Genomic DNA, 15233 nt, shown 5'->3' with positions numbered 1-15233 from the left:
GATGTGCGCCGGCAGGTTCGCGGCGCAAGCGGGCGGGCGCGGCCAACGCCCGGTTCGATTCTTCAGTGACCGCCCTTGAGCACTTCGCCGTCTTTCAGCTTGTAGCGCGTGCCGCAGTACGGGCAGCGCGCTTCGCCGTGCGTCACGTCGATGAACACGCGCGGATGCGTGCTCCAGCGCTGCATCTTCGGGTTCGGGCAGAAGGCGGGCAGGTCCTTCGCCGACAATTCCACCAGCGGCATTTCCTTCAGGTCGCTCATTGCTATCTCTTTTCCTGATGTGCGGGTTGAGGCGGACCGTAGCCCGCCGCCTACGCTTAAAAACTCAGACCTTCGCGAGCCAGCTCGCGTACTTCTCGTTCTTGCCGCCGACGACGTCGAAGAACGCGCTTTGCAGCTTCTCCGTGATCGGCCCGCGCTTGCCGCTGCCGATGGTGCGGTTGTCCAGCTCGCGGATCGGCGTGACTTCGGCGGCGGTGCCGGTGAAGAACGCTTCGTCGCAGGTGTAGACCTCGTCGCGGGTGATGCGCTTTTCGATGACCGGAATGCCGAAGTCGCGCGCCAGCGTGATGACCGTGTCGCGCGTGATGCCGTCGAGGCACGACGCGAGATCCGGCGTGTAGATCTTGCCGTTGTTCACGAGGAAGAAGTTCTCGCCGGAGCCTTCGGAGACGTAGCCGTCGACGTCGAGCAGCAGGGCCTCGTCGTAGCCGTCCGCGACGGCTTCCTGGTTCGCGAGAATCGAGTTCACGTACCAGCCGGACGCCTTCGCGCGGACCATCGACACGTTCACGTGATGGCGCGTGAACGACGACGTCTTCACGCGGATGCCCTTGGCGAGACCGTCTTCGCCGAGATACGCGCCCCACGGCCACGCGGCGATGGCCACGTGAATGGTGTTGCCCTTGGCCGACACGCCGAGCTTCTCCGAGCCAACCCAGATGATCGGGCGGATGTAGCAGGTTTCGAGCGCGTTCGCCTTCACGACCTCCAGTTGCGCGGCTTCGAGCGTCGCGGCGTCGAAGGGGACGTCCATCTGGAAGATCTTCGCCGAGTTGAGCAGGCGCTTCGTGTGTTCCTTCAGGCGGAAGATGGCCGTGCCCTGCGCCGTCTTGTACGCGCGCACGCCTTCGAATACGCCCATGCCGTAGTGCAACGTGTGGGTCAGAACGTGGATCTTGGCATCACGCCAGTCGATCAGCTTGCCATCCATCCAGATCTTGCCGTCGCGGTCGGCCATTGACATACGGTTCTCCTAGCTGTCTCGTTCAAGTGATTCGGGGCAAGCCGCCCGAACGTCCGGGGCGGCGGCGCTCGTGCGCATCGGGGCGTGCGGTCGATTGCCGGCGCGTGCCGGGCAACGCGCGCTTCGAGGGCGCAAAGGCGGTAAAAGACCGTCATTTTAGCGTCTTTTCACGACGAAACCGATCTTGGCGCGCCTTTCACGACGCTATAATTTGCCTTTCGCCGTCCGCTGAAAACAGCGGAACGCAACGGCGCCGCTCACCATTCCCGATTTTCCCGGTTTTTTCCGATCCATCGCGCAATCGATCGAGGCCGCGCAGTGGCATCACGGGTGGTCCTGATCGCCTCGCATCTGCTCATGCTCGACCGGCTGCCCGACACGAATCGCCGCGCGTTTTTCGAGGGCGTGCGCACCTTCTCTCCCGCCGTCCTCGCGACCTTTTCGTGGGGCCTCGTGACCGGCGTCGCAATGACGAAGTCCGTGCTCACCGTGCCGCAGGCGCTCGGCATGTCGTTCGCGGTGTACGCGGGCTCGTCGCAGCTCGCGGTGCTGCCGCTCTTCGCCGCAAAGCTGCCGCTCTGGACCATTCTGCTGACCGCCGCGATGGTCAATCTGCGCTTCGTCATCTTCAGCGCGGGCCTCGCGCCGCATTTCTCCTATTTGCCGCTGAAGCGGCGTCTCGTGCTCGGCTATTTCAACGGCGACATCATCTATCTGATGTTTTCGAAGCGGAATTTCCCGGCCGGCTGGCAGCCAGGCAAGGAGGCGTTCTTCTGGGGACTCGCGATATCGAGCTGGCTGTCGTGGCAAAGCTCGTCCGTGCTGGGCATTCTGCTCGCGAGCCTCATCCCCGATAACTGGGGCCTCGAACTCGCCGGCACGCTCGCGCTGATTCCGCTCATCGTCTCGGCGATCGCGACGCGTTCCACGCTCGCGGCCGTCGCCGTGGCGAGCGTCGTCGCGCTGCTGGCGTTCGATCTGCCGTATCGCTTCGGCCTGCCGCTCGCGGTGTTCGCGGCGCTCTTCGCCGGCACGCTCGCGGATGTCATCGCCGAGCGGGTTGCGCCGAAACACGCCACGAGGGGCAGCCGATGAACGCCGTGCAAGTCTGGCTCGCGATCATCGGCATGGGCTTCGTCACGGCGGTGACGCGCGCGCTCTTTCTGATCGGCGGCGAGCGCATGGTGCTGCCGCCGCGCGTGCAGCGCGTCTTGCGTTATGCACCGGCCGCGGCGCTCGCGGGCGTCGTCGTGCCGGATCTGCTGGAAACGCCCGCGGGCTTTTCGATCGCGCTGTCGAATCATGCGCTGTGGGCGTCGGCGGCGGGGCTCGCGTATTACCTGTGGCGGCGCGGCATGATGGGCACGATCGCCGTCGGCATGCTGGTGTTCACGCTGCTGCGGCTCGCGGCGTGACCGCAGCGTGACGATTACGCCCGCGGCGCGGCAAATACGCGTCATCAACGATTGCACGCTAAAAGCGGCCGGGTTCATCGGTTAAAATGAGGGTCTTTCCCGAGTGAGCGAGGTCGAAAGTGTGTCCGGCAGTCACCGCGCTACGGTTTTGCAAACTATCGCTCCAGGCTGCAGCGCCGCGCCCGGGCAGGGTTTGCGCGCATCTCCGGATTCATCTGTCCGATCCCTTTCTCCCGCTTCCCGCACGCGCGTTCGGCTTCGCCGCGCGTCCTTCGCCCCCAGCTTGAACCGCGCGCGAGCCGTCCTGCCCGGCGGCCCGCGCGCGGCGACTCCACGAACCGGCCCGCCCCGACGGCCGTTCCCGCCCGAACCGCTTCTTTATCTACGTTGACTCCCATGACGAAAGTACTGCGTTTCACCGATCTGATCGCCGAAGGCAAAGTCTCCGGCAAGCGTGTGTTCATCCGCGCGGATCTCAACGTGCCGCAAGACGATGACGGCAACATCACCGAAGATACGCGCGTGCGCGCCTCGGTCCCGGCGATCAAGGCGGCGCTCGACGCAGGCGCGGCCGTGATGGTCACGTCGCACCTCGGCCGTCCGACCGAAGGCCAGTTCAAGCCGGAAGACTCGCTCGCGCCGGTCGCGAAGCGTCTGTCCGAGCTGCTCGGCCGCGACGTGCCGCTCGTCGCCGACTGGGTCGATGGCGTCCAGGTCCAGCCGGGCAATGTCGTGCTGCTGGAAAATTGCCGCTGCAACAAGGGCGAGAAGAAGAACGACGACGGCCTCGCGCAGAAAATGGCGAAGCTCTGCGACGTCTACGTGAACGACGCATTCGGCACCGCGCACCGCGCCGAAGCCACGACGCACGGCATCGCGAAGTACGCGCCGGTCGCGTGCGCCGGCCCGCTGCTCGCCGCCGAACTCGACGCGCTCGGCCGTGCGCTCGGCAACCCGAAGCGTCCGCTCGTCGCGATCGTCGCGGGCTCGAAGGTGTCGACCAAGCTCACCATCCTCAAGTCGCTGGCCGAGAAGGTCGATCAGCTGATCGTCGGCGGCGGCATCGCCAATACGTTCATGCTGGCGTCGGATCTCGAGATCGGCAAGTCGCTGGCCGAAGCCGATCTCGTCGGCGGAGCGAAGGAGATCATCGACGCGGCGCGCACGCGCGGCGCATCGGTGCCGATTCCGAGCGATGTCGTCACCGCCAAGGAATTCGCCGCGACCGCGAAGGCCGAGACCAAGCCCGTCGCCGATGTCGCCGACGACGACCTGATCCTCGACATCGGTCCGGACACCGCCAAGGCGCTCGCCGCGCAACTGGAAACGGCCGGCACGATCGTGTGGAACGGCCCGGTCGGCGTGTTCGAGTTCGACCAGTTCGGCAACGGCACGAAGACGCTCGCGCAAGCCATCGCCAATTCGTCGGCGTTCTCGATCGCCGGCGGCGGCGACACGCTCGCGGCCATCGCGAAGTACGACATCGCCGACAAGGTGAGCTACATCTCGACCGGCGGCGGCGCGTTCCTCGAATTCCTGGAAGGCAAGACGCTGCCCGCGGTCGAAGTGCTCGAATCGCGCGCCGGGGCTTGAGGCGTTGGCGGCCCGAGGCAATCCGGCGAAAGCAGGGAAGAAGGGCGCGCAAGCAGCCGGCGGCGCGCAAGACGATGTGACGCAGGACGTGATCGACAGCGGCGCGCTCGACGCCGCCGCTGAAGCAGCGTTGGTGATCGCGGAAGCGGCTCAACCAGAAACAGCATCATCCGAGGGCGAGGCCGCCGTGCCGGCCACGCCTCCGGTCATCATTGGCGGCGTGCCCGCCCATGCCCTGAAAGATATCGACAAAGCGACGCCGGCACGATCCGGCGCGCGCGCGCAACCGGTGAGCAATACCTCACTGCAAGCGCAACGTGCTCGCAGCCTCAACACGGGCGTTCCTACAGAGACGAGGAAAGACATGCATCGCGCTACCAAGATTGTTGCCACCATCGGCCCGGCTTCCACGAGTCCGGACATCCTGCTGCAAATGCTGCAGGCGGGCCTCGACGTCGTCCGCTTCAACTTCTCGCACGGCACCGCCGACGATCATCGCCAGCGCGCCGAAATGGTTCGCGAGGCGGCGCGTCAGGTGGGCCGCGAAGTCGCGATCATGGCGGATCTGCAAGGCCCGAAGATCCGCGTCGGCAAGTTCGAGAACAACAAGACGATGCTCGTCGCGGGCAATCCGTTCATCCTCGACGCGAACTGCACGCTCGGCAACAACGAGCGTTGCGGTCTCGACTACAAGGATCTGCCGCGCGATCTGCGCGCGGGCGACGTGCTCCTGCTCAACGACGGTCTCATCGTGCTCGACGTGGTGCGCGTGATCGGCGAAGAGATTCACACGACGGTGAAGGTCGGCGGCGAGCTCTCGAACAACAAGGGCATCAACCGCCAAGGCGGCGGCCTCACCGCGCCCGCGCTGACCGAGAAGGACATGGAGGACATCAAGACGGCGATGTCGCTCGGCGCGGATTTCGTCGCGGTGTCGTTCCCGAAGAACGCGACCGACATGGAAATGGCGCGGCAACTGGCCAACATCGCGGGCGCGCCGTACGGCATCAAGCCGAAGATGATCGCGAAGATCGAGCGCGCGGAAGCCATTCCGGCGCTGCAGGGCATTCTCGACGCGTCGGACGGCATCATGGTCGCGCGCGGCGATCTCGCGGTGGAAGTGGGCAACGCGGCGGTGCCGGCGCTGCAAAAGCGCATGATCCGCATGGCGCGCGAGTCGAACAAGCTCGTGATCACCGCCACGCAGATGATGGAATCGATGATCCACGCGCCCGTGCCGACGCGCGCCGAAGTGTCCGACGTCGCGAACGCCGTGCTCGACGGCACCGACGCCGTGATGCTCTCCGCCGAAACCGCCGCCGGCAAGTATCCGGTGACGACCATCGAGACGATGGCGGCCGTGTGTATCGAAGCCGAGAAGTCGGAAGAGTCGCAGCTCGATCGCGATTTTCTGGACCGCACGTTCACGCGCATCGACCAGTCCATCGCCATGGGCGCGCTCTTCACCGCGTATCACCTGGGCGCGAAGGCCGTCGTCGCGTTGACGGAATCCGGCTCGACCGCGCTGTGGATGTCGCGTCACTGGAGCCACGTGCCGATCTTCGCGCTGACGCCGCGCGTGTCCAGCGAACGCACGATGTCGCTGTACCGCAACGTGACGCCGCTGCACGTCGACACCAACATGGATCGCGACGCCGCGCTGAATCAGGCGCTGGAAGCGGTCGTGTCGAAGGGTTACGCGGCGCGCGGCGACATGGTCGTGCTGACCGTCGGCGAGCCGATGGGCCAGGCGGGCGGCACCAACACGCTGAAGATCGTGCGCGTGGGCGATCACTTTTAAGCGGTTTTTGAGAACGCTGCGCGGTCAAGCACCGCGCGTTTTTTCCGCAAGTCCGGGGCGAGCGCCGTGCCAGCAGCGGCGCTCGCGCCATTGAGCGCGCAAGACGACGAAGCTGTTTTCGTCAGTCGATGCTCTAAAAGCCGAAAACCGCCCGAGAGCGGAATCGAGCGCGCTGCAGAATTCGTTTCACTTATGGAGTCTCATCACAATGCCTCTCGTATCAATGCGTCAACTGCTGGATCACGCTGCGGAAAACGGTTACGGCCTCCCGGCGTTCAACGTCAACAATCTCGAACAGGTGCAGGCAATCATGCAGGCGGCGCACGAAGTCAATGCGCCCGTCATCATGCAGGCGTCCGCCGGCGCGCGTAAGTACGCGGGCGAAGCGTTCCTGCGTCATCTGATCGAAGCGGCGGTCGAGTCGTATCCGCATATTCCGGTCGTGATGCATCAGGATCACGGTCAGTCGCCCGCGGTGTGCATGGCCGCGATCCGCTCGGGCTTCACCAGCGTCATGATGGACGGCTCGCTCGAAGCCGACGGCAAGACGGTCGCGTCTTACGAGTACAACGTCGCGGTGTCGAAGCAGGTCGTGGAGTTTTCGCATTCGATCGGCGTCACGGTCGAGGCGGAGCTGGGCGTGCTCGGCTCGCTCGAAACCATGAAGGGCGACAAGGAAGACGGCCACGGCGCCGAAGGCACGATGACGCGCGAGCAACTGCTCACCGACGTCGAGCAGGCCGCCGATTTCGTCAAGCAGACGCAGTGCGATGCGCTCGCGATCGCCATCGGCACGTCGCACGGCGCGTACAAGTTCTCCAAGAAGCCGACGGGCGATATCCTCGCCATCGACCGCATCAAGGAAATTCACCAGCGCATTCCGAACACGCACCTCGTGATGCACGGTTCGTCGTCGGTGCCGCAGGAGTTGCTGGCTGAAATCCGCGAATTCGGCGGCGACATGAAGGAAACCTACGGCGTGCCGGTCGAAGAGATTCAGGAAGGCATCAAGCACGGCGTGCGCAAGGTGAATATCGATACGGACTTGCGCCTCGCGATCACCGGTGCGATCCGCCGCTATCTGTTCGAGAATCCGTCGAAGTTCGATCCGCGCGACTACCTGAAGCCCGCGCGCGAAGCGGCGAAGGAAATCTGCCGCCAGCGCTACATGCAGTTCGGCTGCGAGGGCATGGCCGGCAAGATCAAGCCGGTTTCGCTCGACAAGATCGCCGAAAAGTACAAGTCCGGCGCGCTTGCTCAGATCGTGAAATGAGACTGATCTGAATCTGGCCGGTTTTGTAAAGTAAAATCAACGGGTTCCGGGTTCGGAACCCGTTCGCGTTTCTTTCCCCGCGCTTCGTGACCGAGGCGCGGGGTTCATCATTTCAGCCCTTCTTCGGTACATGACGATGTCCACGCTATACGAATCCACGATCAAATCGCTGCCGCTGCTCGGCCGCGGCAAGGTCCGCGACAACTACGCAGTCGGTCAGGACAAGCTCCTGATCGTGACGACCGACCGCCTTTCCGCATTCGATGTCGTCATGGGCGAACCGATTCCGAACAAGGGCCGCGTGCTGAACACGATGGCCGATTTCTGGTTCGAAAAGCTCGGCCATATCGTGCCGAACCACAACACGGGCGTCGATCCGGCAACCGTCGTCGCCGCCGACGAAGTCGAGCAGGTGAAAGGCCGCGCGGTCGTCGTGAAGCGTCTGGAACCGATTCTCGTCGAAGCCGTGGTGCGCGGCTATCTCGCAGGAAGCGGCTGGAAAGACTATCAGGCGACGGGCGCGGTATGCGGCGTCGAACTGCCGCCGGGCCTGCAGAACGCGCAGAAGCTGCCCGAGCCGATCTTCACGCCGGCAGCCAAGGCCGAAATGGGCCATCACGACGAAAACATCACCTACGATGAGATGGAACGGCGCATCGGCACGGAGCTTTCCGCGACGATCAAGCGCATTTCCATCCAGTTGTACAAGGAAGCGGCCGAGTACGCGGCGACGCGCGGCATCATCATCGCGGATACGAAGTTCGAGTTCGGTCTCGACAACAAGGGCGATCTGTATCTGATGGACGAAGTGCTGACCGCCGATTCGTCGCGCTTCTGGCCCGCCGATGGCTATCAGGTCGGCACGAATCCGCCGTCCTTCGACAAGCAGTTCGTGCGCGACTGGCTCGAAACCCAGCCGTGGAAGAAGGAGCCGCCCGCGCCGAAGCTGCCGGACGACGTGATCGCGAAGACGTCGGAGAAGTATCAGGAGGCGTTGCAGCGTCTCACGGGCAAGACGCTCGACTGAAGGGATTCGAACCGATGACGAACGAAGCACACAAAAACGAAGCGCCGCTCGTCGGCGTGTTGATGGGCTCCAGCTCCGACTGGGACGTGATGAAGCATGCCGTCGCGATGCTGCAGGAATTCGGCGTGCCGTACGAGGCGAAGGTCGTCTCGGCGCATCGGATGCCGGACGAGATGTTCGCCTACGCGGAAAGCGCGCGCGAGCGCGGCGTGCGGGCGATCATCGCGGGTGCGGGCGGCGCGGCGCATCTGCCGGGCATGCTGGCCGCGAAGACCACGCTGCCGGTGCTCGGCGTGCCGGTGGCGAGCAAGTATCTGAAGGGCGTCGATTCGTTGCATTCGATCGTGCAGATGCCCAAGGGCGTGCCGGTCGCGACGTTCGCCATCGGCGAGGCGGGCGCGGCGAACGCGGCGCTCTTCGCGGTATCGATGCTGAGCGCAACCGATGCGAAGTTCGCCGATGCGCTCGCCGCTTTCCGCGTGAAGCAGAATCAGGCGGCGCGGGACATGACGCTGCCGCCGCTGTAATTCCTGCGGTGATCCCAACTCGCCACGTAGCCCACGTTCAGCCACGATGAACCCACAAAACTCCCCGATTTCTCCCATCCTGCCGGGCGCCTGGCTCGGCATGGTCGGCGGCGGCCAGCTCGGCCGCATGTTCTGCTTCGCCGCGCAGTCGATGGGCTATCGCGTCGCCGTCCTCGATCCCGACGAGACGAGCCCCGCGGGCGCCGTCGCGGATCGCCACATCCGCGCCGCCTATGACGACAAGGCCGCGCTCACCGAGCTCGGCCGCCTGTGCGCGGCGGTATCGACGGAATTCGAGAACGTGCCGTCCGCGAGCCTCGAATTTCTCGCGTCGTGCACGTTCGTGAGTCCGGCGGCGAGCTGCGTGGCGATCGCGCAGGATCGCGTCGCGGAGAAGCGTTTCATCGCGGAATCGGGCGTGCCGGTCGCGCCGCATGTCGTGATCGAATCGACGGAAGCGCTCGCCGCGTTGCCCGACGAGAAGATCGCCGCCGTCTTGCCGGGCATTCTCAAGACCGCGCGTCTGGGTTACGACGGCAAGGGCCAGGTCAGCGTGCGCAACGTCGCGGAAGTGCGCAACGCGCATGCGTCGCTCGCGGGCGTGCCGTGCGTGCTGGAAAAGCGCATGCCGTTGAAGTACGAAGTGTCGGTGCTGATCGCGCGCGGCGGCGACGGCAAATCGGCGGTGTTTCCGCTCGCGCAGAACGTGCACGTGAACGGCATTCTCGCGAAGACGGTCGTGCCCGCCCCGGATGCATCGGATGCGCTCGTCGCGCAGGCGCAGGACGCCGCGCTGACCATCGCCGCGAAGCTCGGTTATGTCGGCGTGCTGTGCGTCGAATTCTTCGTGCTGGAAGATGGCTCGCTCATCGCGAATGAAATGGCGCCGCGCCCGCACAATTCCGGGCATTACACGGTCGATGCCTGCGCCACCAGTCAATTCGAGCAGCAGGTGCGCGCGATGACCGGCATGCCGCTCGGCGACACGCGTCAGCATTCGCCGGCCGCGATGCTGAATCTGCTCGGCGATATCTGGTTCGATGGCGCCAAGGCGCGCGCGCCCGCGTGGGCCGAAGTCGCGGCGATGCCGGCTGCGCGCCTGCATCTGTACGGCAAGGAAGAGGCGCGCCGGGGCCGCAAGATGGGCCACATCAATTTCACGGCGGCGACGCTCGAAGAAGCGCGCACGGCGGCGCGTGACTGCGCGCGCATGCTGCATATCTCGCTCGACTGAGTTATTTCGTAGTAGAAGCAATGACCATCATCTATCCGAGCGCCGCGCAGATCGACGAAGCCGCGGCCCTGCTCGATGCCGGCGAACTCGTCGCGTTTCCGACCGAGACCGTTTATGGGCTTGGCGGCGACGCCGAGAATCCCGATGCCATCGCGCGTATTTATGCGGCGAAGGGGCGGCCGGCGAATCATCCGGTGATCGTGCATCTCGCGCCCGAAGCCGATCCGGGCTATTGGGTCCGCGAGTTGCCCGCCGATGCGCAAAAGCTCATCGATGCCTTCTGGCCCGGCCCGTTGACGCTGATTCTGAAGCGCGCCGCGCATATTCCGGCGGCGGTGAGCGGCGGGCAGGATTCGGTGGGCGTGCGGTGTCCGTCGCATCCGGTGGCGCAGCAGTTGTTGTCGGCGTTTCATCGGCGGCGGATGGGGACGGGCAAGCAGGGCGGCGTCGCGGGACCGTCGGCGAATCGTTTCGGCCATGTCAGTCCGACGACCGCGCAACACGTGCGCGAGGAGTTCGGCAACGCCGTGCACGTGGTCGATGGCGGCGCGGCGGATGTCGGCATCGAATCGACGATTCTGGATTTGTCGCGTGGTTTTCCGGCGCTGTTGCGGCCGGGGCATGTGAGTCCGCAGCAGATCGCGGATGTGATCGGCGTGGCGCCGACGTTGCCGGATGGATCGGATGCGACGGCGCCGCGCGCATCGGGCACGCTGAAGGCGCATTACGCGCCGCGCACGCCGTTGGCGCTGTTGCCGTTTGCGTTGATCGCGCCGCTGCTATCGGCGCAGGATCGGGCGAGCGGGAAGAAGGTTGCGCTGGTTGCGCGGGCGTCGAGCGCGGGCGAGTGGGCGCATGCGGCGAATGTGCATTTTGTGGCGGCGCCGGAGGATCCGCAGAGTTATGCGCGGGATCTTTATGGGTTGCTGCGGGCGCTGGATCGGGCGAATGTCGAACGGATTCTGATCGAGAAGCTGCCGGAGACGGTGGAGTGGATCGCGGTTAACGACAGGCTTGGACGGGCGGCGGCCGCGTTTGAAGCGGAGGAGTGAAGGCGGGTTTTCGCGCCGATTTGTGAAGATGGGTTGTGGGGATTTTGCTTTTGGGTCAAAGGGTTATGATCTAGGGGTTGCTCCGCGTGTGCGGAGATAGACCCGACGTGGTCTTTTGGAATCGAGCCGTGAGCAGGGTTCCTCCGCGTGCGCGGAGATACACCAAAAAGGGCGCGCGCGGCGCCCCCGATGTGATGGATGACGGTTACGCGTGAACGCGTTCGACCTTCGGCATGCCCTTTGAGCGTGCCTGCCAGAGGTCGTAGGCCGTCTGTTGAGCCAGCCAGAGATCCGCGCGGCCGCCGTTCTCCACGCCGAGCCAGCCCTCGATCCGAAGGGCCATTTCCGGCGAGATACCAGCGTGCTCGTTCAACACGCGCGACAGCGCGACGCGCGTTACGCCGAGCTGCTCGGCCGCCTGAGTCACCGTTAAATGGAGCTCCGGGAGTACGTCCTCCCGAAGCGTTGCGCCCGGGTGAGGCGGGCTAAACATTTGAGTCATTCTGCATCTCCACGCAAATTCAACACGCGCCTTTTCCAGCCGTCGAGCTATCGGGCGGCTCAGTTTTTGCCTTTCTGAAAGTCTCGCGACCGCTTCAGCAGCCCGGAAACGGCTGGAAGTGGCATCCACGCACCCCGATCGCCTCCTCTCATGGCTGGCTATCCGGCGGTGCGGTTTCGACACTCGTCGATCCGATGGCCGTCCCAGCCGCCGGCTTGAGCGGTCGACGTGGCGCGCAGCGAAGCGGAGCGACGCGGCGAGGATTCCCCCGCGGGCGGAGATCGACCTTGCGCGACGTCAAACAAAAACCGCCCGGCGATTCCTCGACCGAGCGGCTTTTTCCATCGTTAAATCAGACCCCTTACTTCCCCAACCCCGACTTCGCCACGACCTGCTCCGCCGCCTGCGCGTAGAGCGCTCCGAGATGCGTCGTCGGATGCACGGTGTCCGCATACATATACGTCTGATCAGCGCCCGCAACGGTCAGCGTCTCGGGCGAGCAGAACAGCGAAGTCGCGAACGCCTGCGGATTCGGCTCGCCGAACTTCTGCGCCGCCGCCGCCATCGCCTGCAGGTTACAAGCCGTTCCGGTGTTCGACACCGTGAAGCCGAACTGCGCAAAATTCGCCGTGACATTGGCGAGCACCGGCACGATGTCGAGATAGATCACTTTCGACATCAGCCCGCTTTGCGTCAACGCCGCCGCAAGCGCCTGGTTGAAGCCCAGCGATGCCTGCGTGAGCAACGCACGGTTCGCCGCCGAAACCATCATGCCTTGCGGCGTCGTGCCGATGTCCGGCACGTTCGACACCAGCACATGCGTCGCGCCGCTCTGCACGATCTTGCCGATCACGCCCGCCAGATCGATCGCCGCCTTGCCGATCGCCGCACTCGCCTGAGCAGGCGTGATCGCGCCGGCCACGGCCAGCTGGAAGTTATAGAGAATATCGTTGCCGCCGCCATTGACGATCACGAGCTGCCCCGAATTGAAGCTGCCGTGTGAGGTGAGATAGTTCGTCACCTGTTGCACGATCGGCACCGTCAATGCGCCCGTGTAGTTCGCCGGATCGTTCGACACGTGATTGATGCCGATCGGATTCGTCACCAGCGAGCCGCCCTGCGCATAACCCAAACCCGATTGCGTCTGCGGCGCCACGCCAAATCCGCCCGTCATCGCCGGCGTGAGCGTATCGCCGTAATACTGCGCGACGTTCTGCACCCAGACCTGACCCGGATTCGTCGTGAATCGCCCGCCGCCGAAGTTCGCGGCCGCGACCGGCGCATATGTGCCGACATCGGAAAGACTGTCGCCGAACGACACTACTTGCAGTTTCACGCCGCCCGCGGGCGTGGAATTGTTGTCATCGCCGCCGCCGCCGCACGCGGCGATCAGGGCAAAGGCCGCGCTGGCCGTCGCGACTTGGGCAAAGCGCACCAGTGCGGCGCGCGTCGAGCGTTGCTTCTTCATGACCTCGTCTCCCTACTTACCTGTTTTCTAGTTTGATTACGGCGTCCGACCGCGTCGCGGTCTTCGTGCCGCCAGTTGCGAGTTTAAGCGATGCCGCGCGTCCGTCCTGACGCGCGAAGCTTCCGGCCGAGCGCCGTGCCCGACAGCGTACACGCGCGGCGCGTCATTCCGAACGCGACTTCGTAGAAGAAATCTTCGGTGCCGACCGATTCCCCGTGCCCGTTCAGTCCTCCGCGCCCGGTCGGCGCGCGCCTTCGTAAATCCATTCGAGCAGCGCATCGTGGGCGGCGCGCGCAGCCTCGGCGCGCGGATCGTTGATGAAGCTCACGACGACATAGCTCTCGCCGTTCGCCGCGCCGACATAGCCCGCGATCGCGCGCACGTCGCGCAGCGTGCCCGTCTTGATGTGCGCATTGCCGAGCGCGCCCGCGTTGGTGAGACGGTTGCGCATCGTGCCGTCGACGCCCGCGATCGGCAGCGATTCCACGAACACCTGCGCGACCGGACTCGCATTCGCGGCCATCAGCAGATCGGCGAGCGAGGTCGCGGAAATGTGCTCGTCGCGCGACAGGCCCGAGCCGTTGTCGAGCACGAGGCCGTCCATCGGCAGGGCGCTGCGCTTAAGGAACGTCTGGATCGCCGACGCGGATTTCGCCGTCGTCGCGGGCGGTTTCAGTTGCGCCGCGCCGATCGTGAGAAACAGGTTGCGCGCCATCACGTTGTTGCTGAACTTGTTGATGTCGCGGACCACATCCGACAGCACCGGGCTCCGATGCGTGCCCACGAGCCGCGCATTCGACGGCGTCGGGCCTTCGCGCGTCGCGCCCTGGAACGTGCCGCCCGCCTGCTTCCAGAGCGCGAGGAAGCCGCCCGCGAAGAAAGTGGAATGATCGAGCGCCGCGACGTTGATCGTGCGCGAGCCGCACCGCAGCGGATAGTCGCCGATGAACGATGCCTGCACGAAGCCGCCCTGCGTCTGCGCGACGCTCGGCGACGCCGCCGAAAGCGAGCCGACGCACGCGCCGCGCGTGACGCGCAGTTCGTTGTCGATCTGAAGTTGCGCGAGCTGCGGCAGCACGTCGATGGACACCTGACCGTCCGCGCTCGGCGTCAACGTGAAGGAGAGCGACTTGAACGCATACAGCAGCGGATCGGGGCCGACGTTGTAGGGCGCGCTGTCGTCGTTGTCGAACGCGGGCAGATCGCGCGTCGACGCGTCGAAGTAGCGCTTGTCGAGCACGAGCGCGCCGTCGATGCCCGTGATGCCGTTCTTGCGGATCTGATCGACGAGATCGATCAGCTCTTCCGGCACGAGCTTAGGATCGCCCGTGCCCTGGATGTACAGATTGCCGTGCAGGATGCCTTGCGCGTCGACCTGGCCGTCGGCGTACGCGGTCGTCTTCCAGCGATAGTCCGGGCCGAGGATCGAAAGGCCGGAGAAGGTGGTGACGAGCTTCATCGTCGAGGCGGGCAGCATCGGCTCATTCGCGTTGACCGAGACGAGCGGCACCGGCGCGCCGACACGTTGCACGACCACGCTCATCGACGAAAGCGGGACATGCGCGCGCGCGAGCGCCGTCATCACCGATGCGGGCAGCGGGCCGGCCGGCACGCTCGCTTTCGCGGCGCGTTCGGCCTTGGCGCACTTGGACTTCGCTCCGCCGATGGCCGCGCGCTGCGGCGCGTGACCCTGCGAATCGGCTTTCGAGCCGCCGCCGCGCGCAAAGGCGTGGGGCGCAGGGCCGAGCGCGGCGCAGGCGAAGGCCGCGGCGAGCGCGAACGAAGAAATTCGACGAGGCAAGGAACGAGAAGCGGAACGAAAAGCGAGCGGCATGGACGAGCGTTGTTCTGGGCTGAATAGCGAGCGGCGGCGCGTGGCCGGACGGAATCGCGCCGCGCGGGAAGCGGCTATTGTAGACAAGCTGGCTTGCGGAAATCGTACGGGCAAAAATCCGCCACGCTCGGCGCTTCGGGCGCGACAACGCGGTTGTCCTCTGAAAGTGGACGATCCGCGCCGTTAAGTCCCGTTTAAGCCTGTGGCGAGCCCGCGCGGCTACAATGGGTCGAAGCCCGGAAGGCTCTCAGGCTGCCCCACA

Annotated in this window: 14 protein-coding genes; 9 read left to right on the top strand and 5 right to left on the bottom strand. The window is 65.2% G+C overall.

Translation table 11 applies throughout. From position 1 onward, the window contains the following. Positions 1-62: 62 nt before the first annotated feature. Both AWB76_RS17390 and AWB76_RS17385 read right to left on the bottom strand, forming a co-directional pair. Positions 63-260, bottom strand: coding sequence for a zinc-finger domain-containing protein (locus tag AWB76_RS17390; RefSeq protein WP_008351333.1), 198 nt, complete (start codon positions 258-260; stop codon positions 63-65). Positions 261-324: 64 nt separating this feature from the next. Further along, complete coding sequence (locus AWB76_RS17385) at positions 325-1245, bottom strand: branched-chain amino acid transaminase (RefSeq protein WP_074171368.1); 921 nt, start codon at positions 1243-1245, stop codon at positions 325-327. A gap of 357 nt (positions 1246-1602) precedes the next feature. On the opposite strand from AWB76_RS17385, the gene AWB76_RS17380 reads away from it, so the two are divergent. The 9 genes from AWB76_RS17380 to AWB76_RS17340 all read left to right on the top strand — a co-directional run bounded on the left by AWB76_RS17380 (position 1603) and on the right by AWB76_RS17340 (position 11167). Further along, a complete protein-coding gene (locus tag AWB76_RS17380; protein WP_061161519.1) occupies positions 1603-2340 on the top strand; it encodes an AzlC family ABC transporter permease in 738 nt (245 codons plus the stop codon). Further along, positions 2337-2660: a branched-chain amino acid transport AzlD family protein gene (locus AWB76_RS17375; RefSeq protein WP_061161380.1), complete on the top strand. Its 324-nt coding sequence runs from the start codon at positions 2337-2339 to the stop codon at positions 2658-2660. Before AWB76_RS17380 ends, AWB76_RS17375 begins: the two co-directional genes overlap by 4 nt. Before the next feature lie 396 nt (positions 2661-3056). Beyond that, positions 3057-4253 (top strand): phosphoglycerate kinase, encoded by a 1197-nt coding sequence (locus tag AWB76_RS17370; protein WP_061161379.1) that lies wholly within the window; start codon positions 3057-3059, stop codon positions 4251-4253. A gap of 364 nt (positions 4254-4617) precedes the next feature. Then, the gene (gene pyk / locus AWB76_RS17365) at positions 4618-6054 is read left to right on the top strand and encodes a pyruvate kinase (protein WP_061161518.1); all 1437 of its coding nucleotides are present in this window, start codon (positions 4618-4620) and stop codon (positions 6052-6054) included. A 208-nt stretch (positions 6055-6262) separates the two neighbouring features. Continuing rightward, positions 6263-7327 (top strand): class II fructose-bisphosphate aldolase, encoded by a 1065-nt coding sequence (fba, locus tag AWB76_RS17360; protein ID WP_061161378.1) that lies wholly within the window; start codon positions 6263-6265, stop codon positions 7325-7327. 136 nt (positions 7328-7463) lie between these two features. Beyond that, positions 7464-8354 carry a phosphoribosylaminoimidazolesuccinocarboxamide synthase gene (locus AWB76_RS17355; RefSeq protein ID WP_061161517.1) on the top strand — a complete coding sequence of 297 codons (891 nt, stop codon included), beginning with the start codon at positions 7464-7466 and terminating at the stop codon, positions 8352-8354. 14 nt (positions 8355-8368) lie between these two features. Continuing rightward, entirely contained in the window at positions 8369-8881 is a 513-nt protein-coding gene (purE, locus tag AWB76_RS17350; protein ID WP_061161377.1) for a 5-(carboxyamino)imidazole ribonucleotide mutase, read from the top strand. A gap of 46 nt (positions 8882-8927) precedes the next feature. Then, positions 8928-10115, top strand: a complete 1188-nt coding sequence (locus AWB76_RS17345; protein WP_061161376.1) for a 5-(carboxyamino)imidazole ribonucleotide synthase — start codon at positions 8928-8930, stop codon at positions 10113-10115. Positions 10116-10135: 20 nt separating this feature from the next. Continuing rightward, the gene (locus AWB76_RS17340; protein WP_061161375.1) at positions 10136-11167 is read left to right on the top strand and encodes an L-threonylcarbamoyladenylate synthase; all 1032 of its coding nucleotides are present in this window, start codon (positions 10136-10138) and stop codon (positions 11165-11167) included. Positions 11168-11372: 205 nt separating this feature from the next. Here the strand turns inward: AWB76_RS17340 and AWB76_RS17335 are convergent, their stop codons facing one another. The 3 genes from AWB76_RS17335 to dacB all read right to left on the bottom strand — a co-directional run bounded on the left by AWB76_RS17335 (position 11373) and on the right by dacB (position 14971). After that, positions 11373-11669, bottom strand: a complete 297-nt coding sequence (locus AWB76_RS17335) for a HigA family addiction module antitoxin (RefSeq protein WP_061161374.1) — start codon at positions 11667-11669, stop codon at positions 11373-11375. A gap of 361 nt (positions 11670-12030) precedes the next feature. Further along, positions 12031-13137 (bottom strand): SGNH/GDSL hydrolase family protein, encoded by a 1107-nt coding sequence (locus tag AWB76_RS17330; protein ID WP_061161373.1) that lies wholly within the window; start codon positions 13135-13137, stop codon positions 12031-12033. 223 nt (positions 13138-13360) lie between these two features. Next, a complete protein-coding gene (gene dacB / locus AWB76_RS17325; RefSeq protein WP_061161372.1) occupies positions 13361-14971 on the bottom strand; it encodes a D-alanyl-D-alanine carboxypeptidase/D-alanyl-D-alanine endopeptidase in 1611 nt (536 codons plus the stop codon). Positions 14972-15233: the final 262 nt, after the last annotated feature.

The organism is Caballeronia temeraria (assembly GCF_001544795.2).
Classification (GTDB): domain Bacteria; phylum Pseudomonadota; class Gammaproteobacteria; order Burkholderiales; family Burkholderiaceae; genus Caballeronia; species Caballeronia temeraria.
The sequence above is the reverse complement of the archived record's forward strand: the minus strand, read 5'-3'. Positions and strand labels throughout refer to the sequence as shown.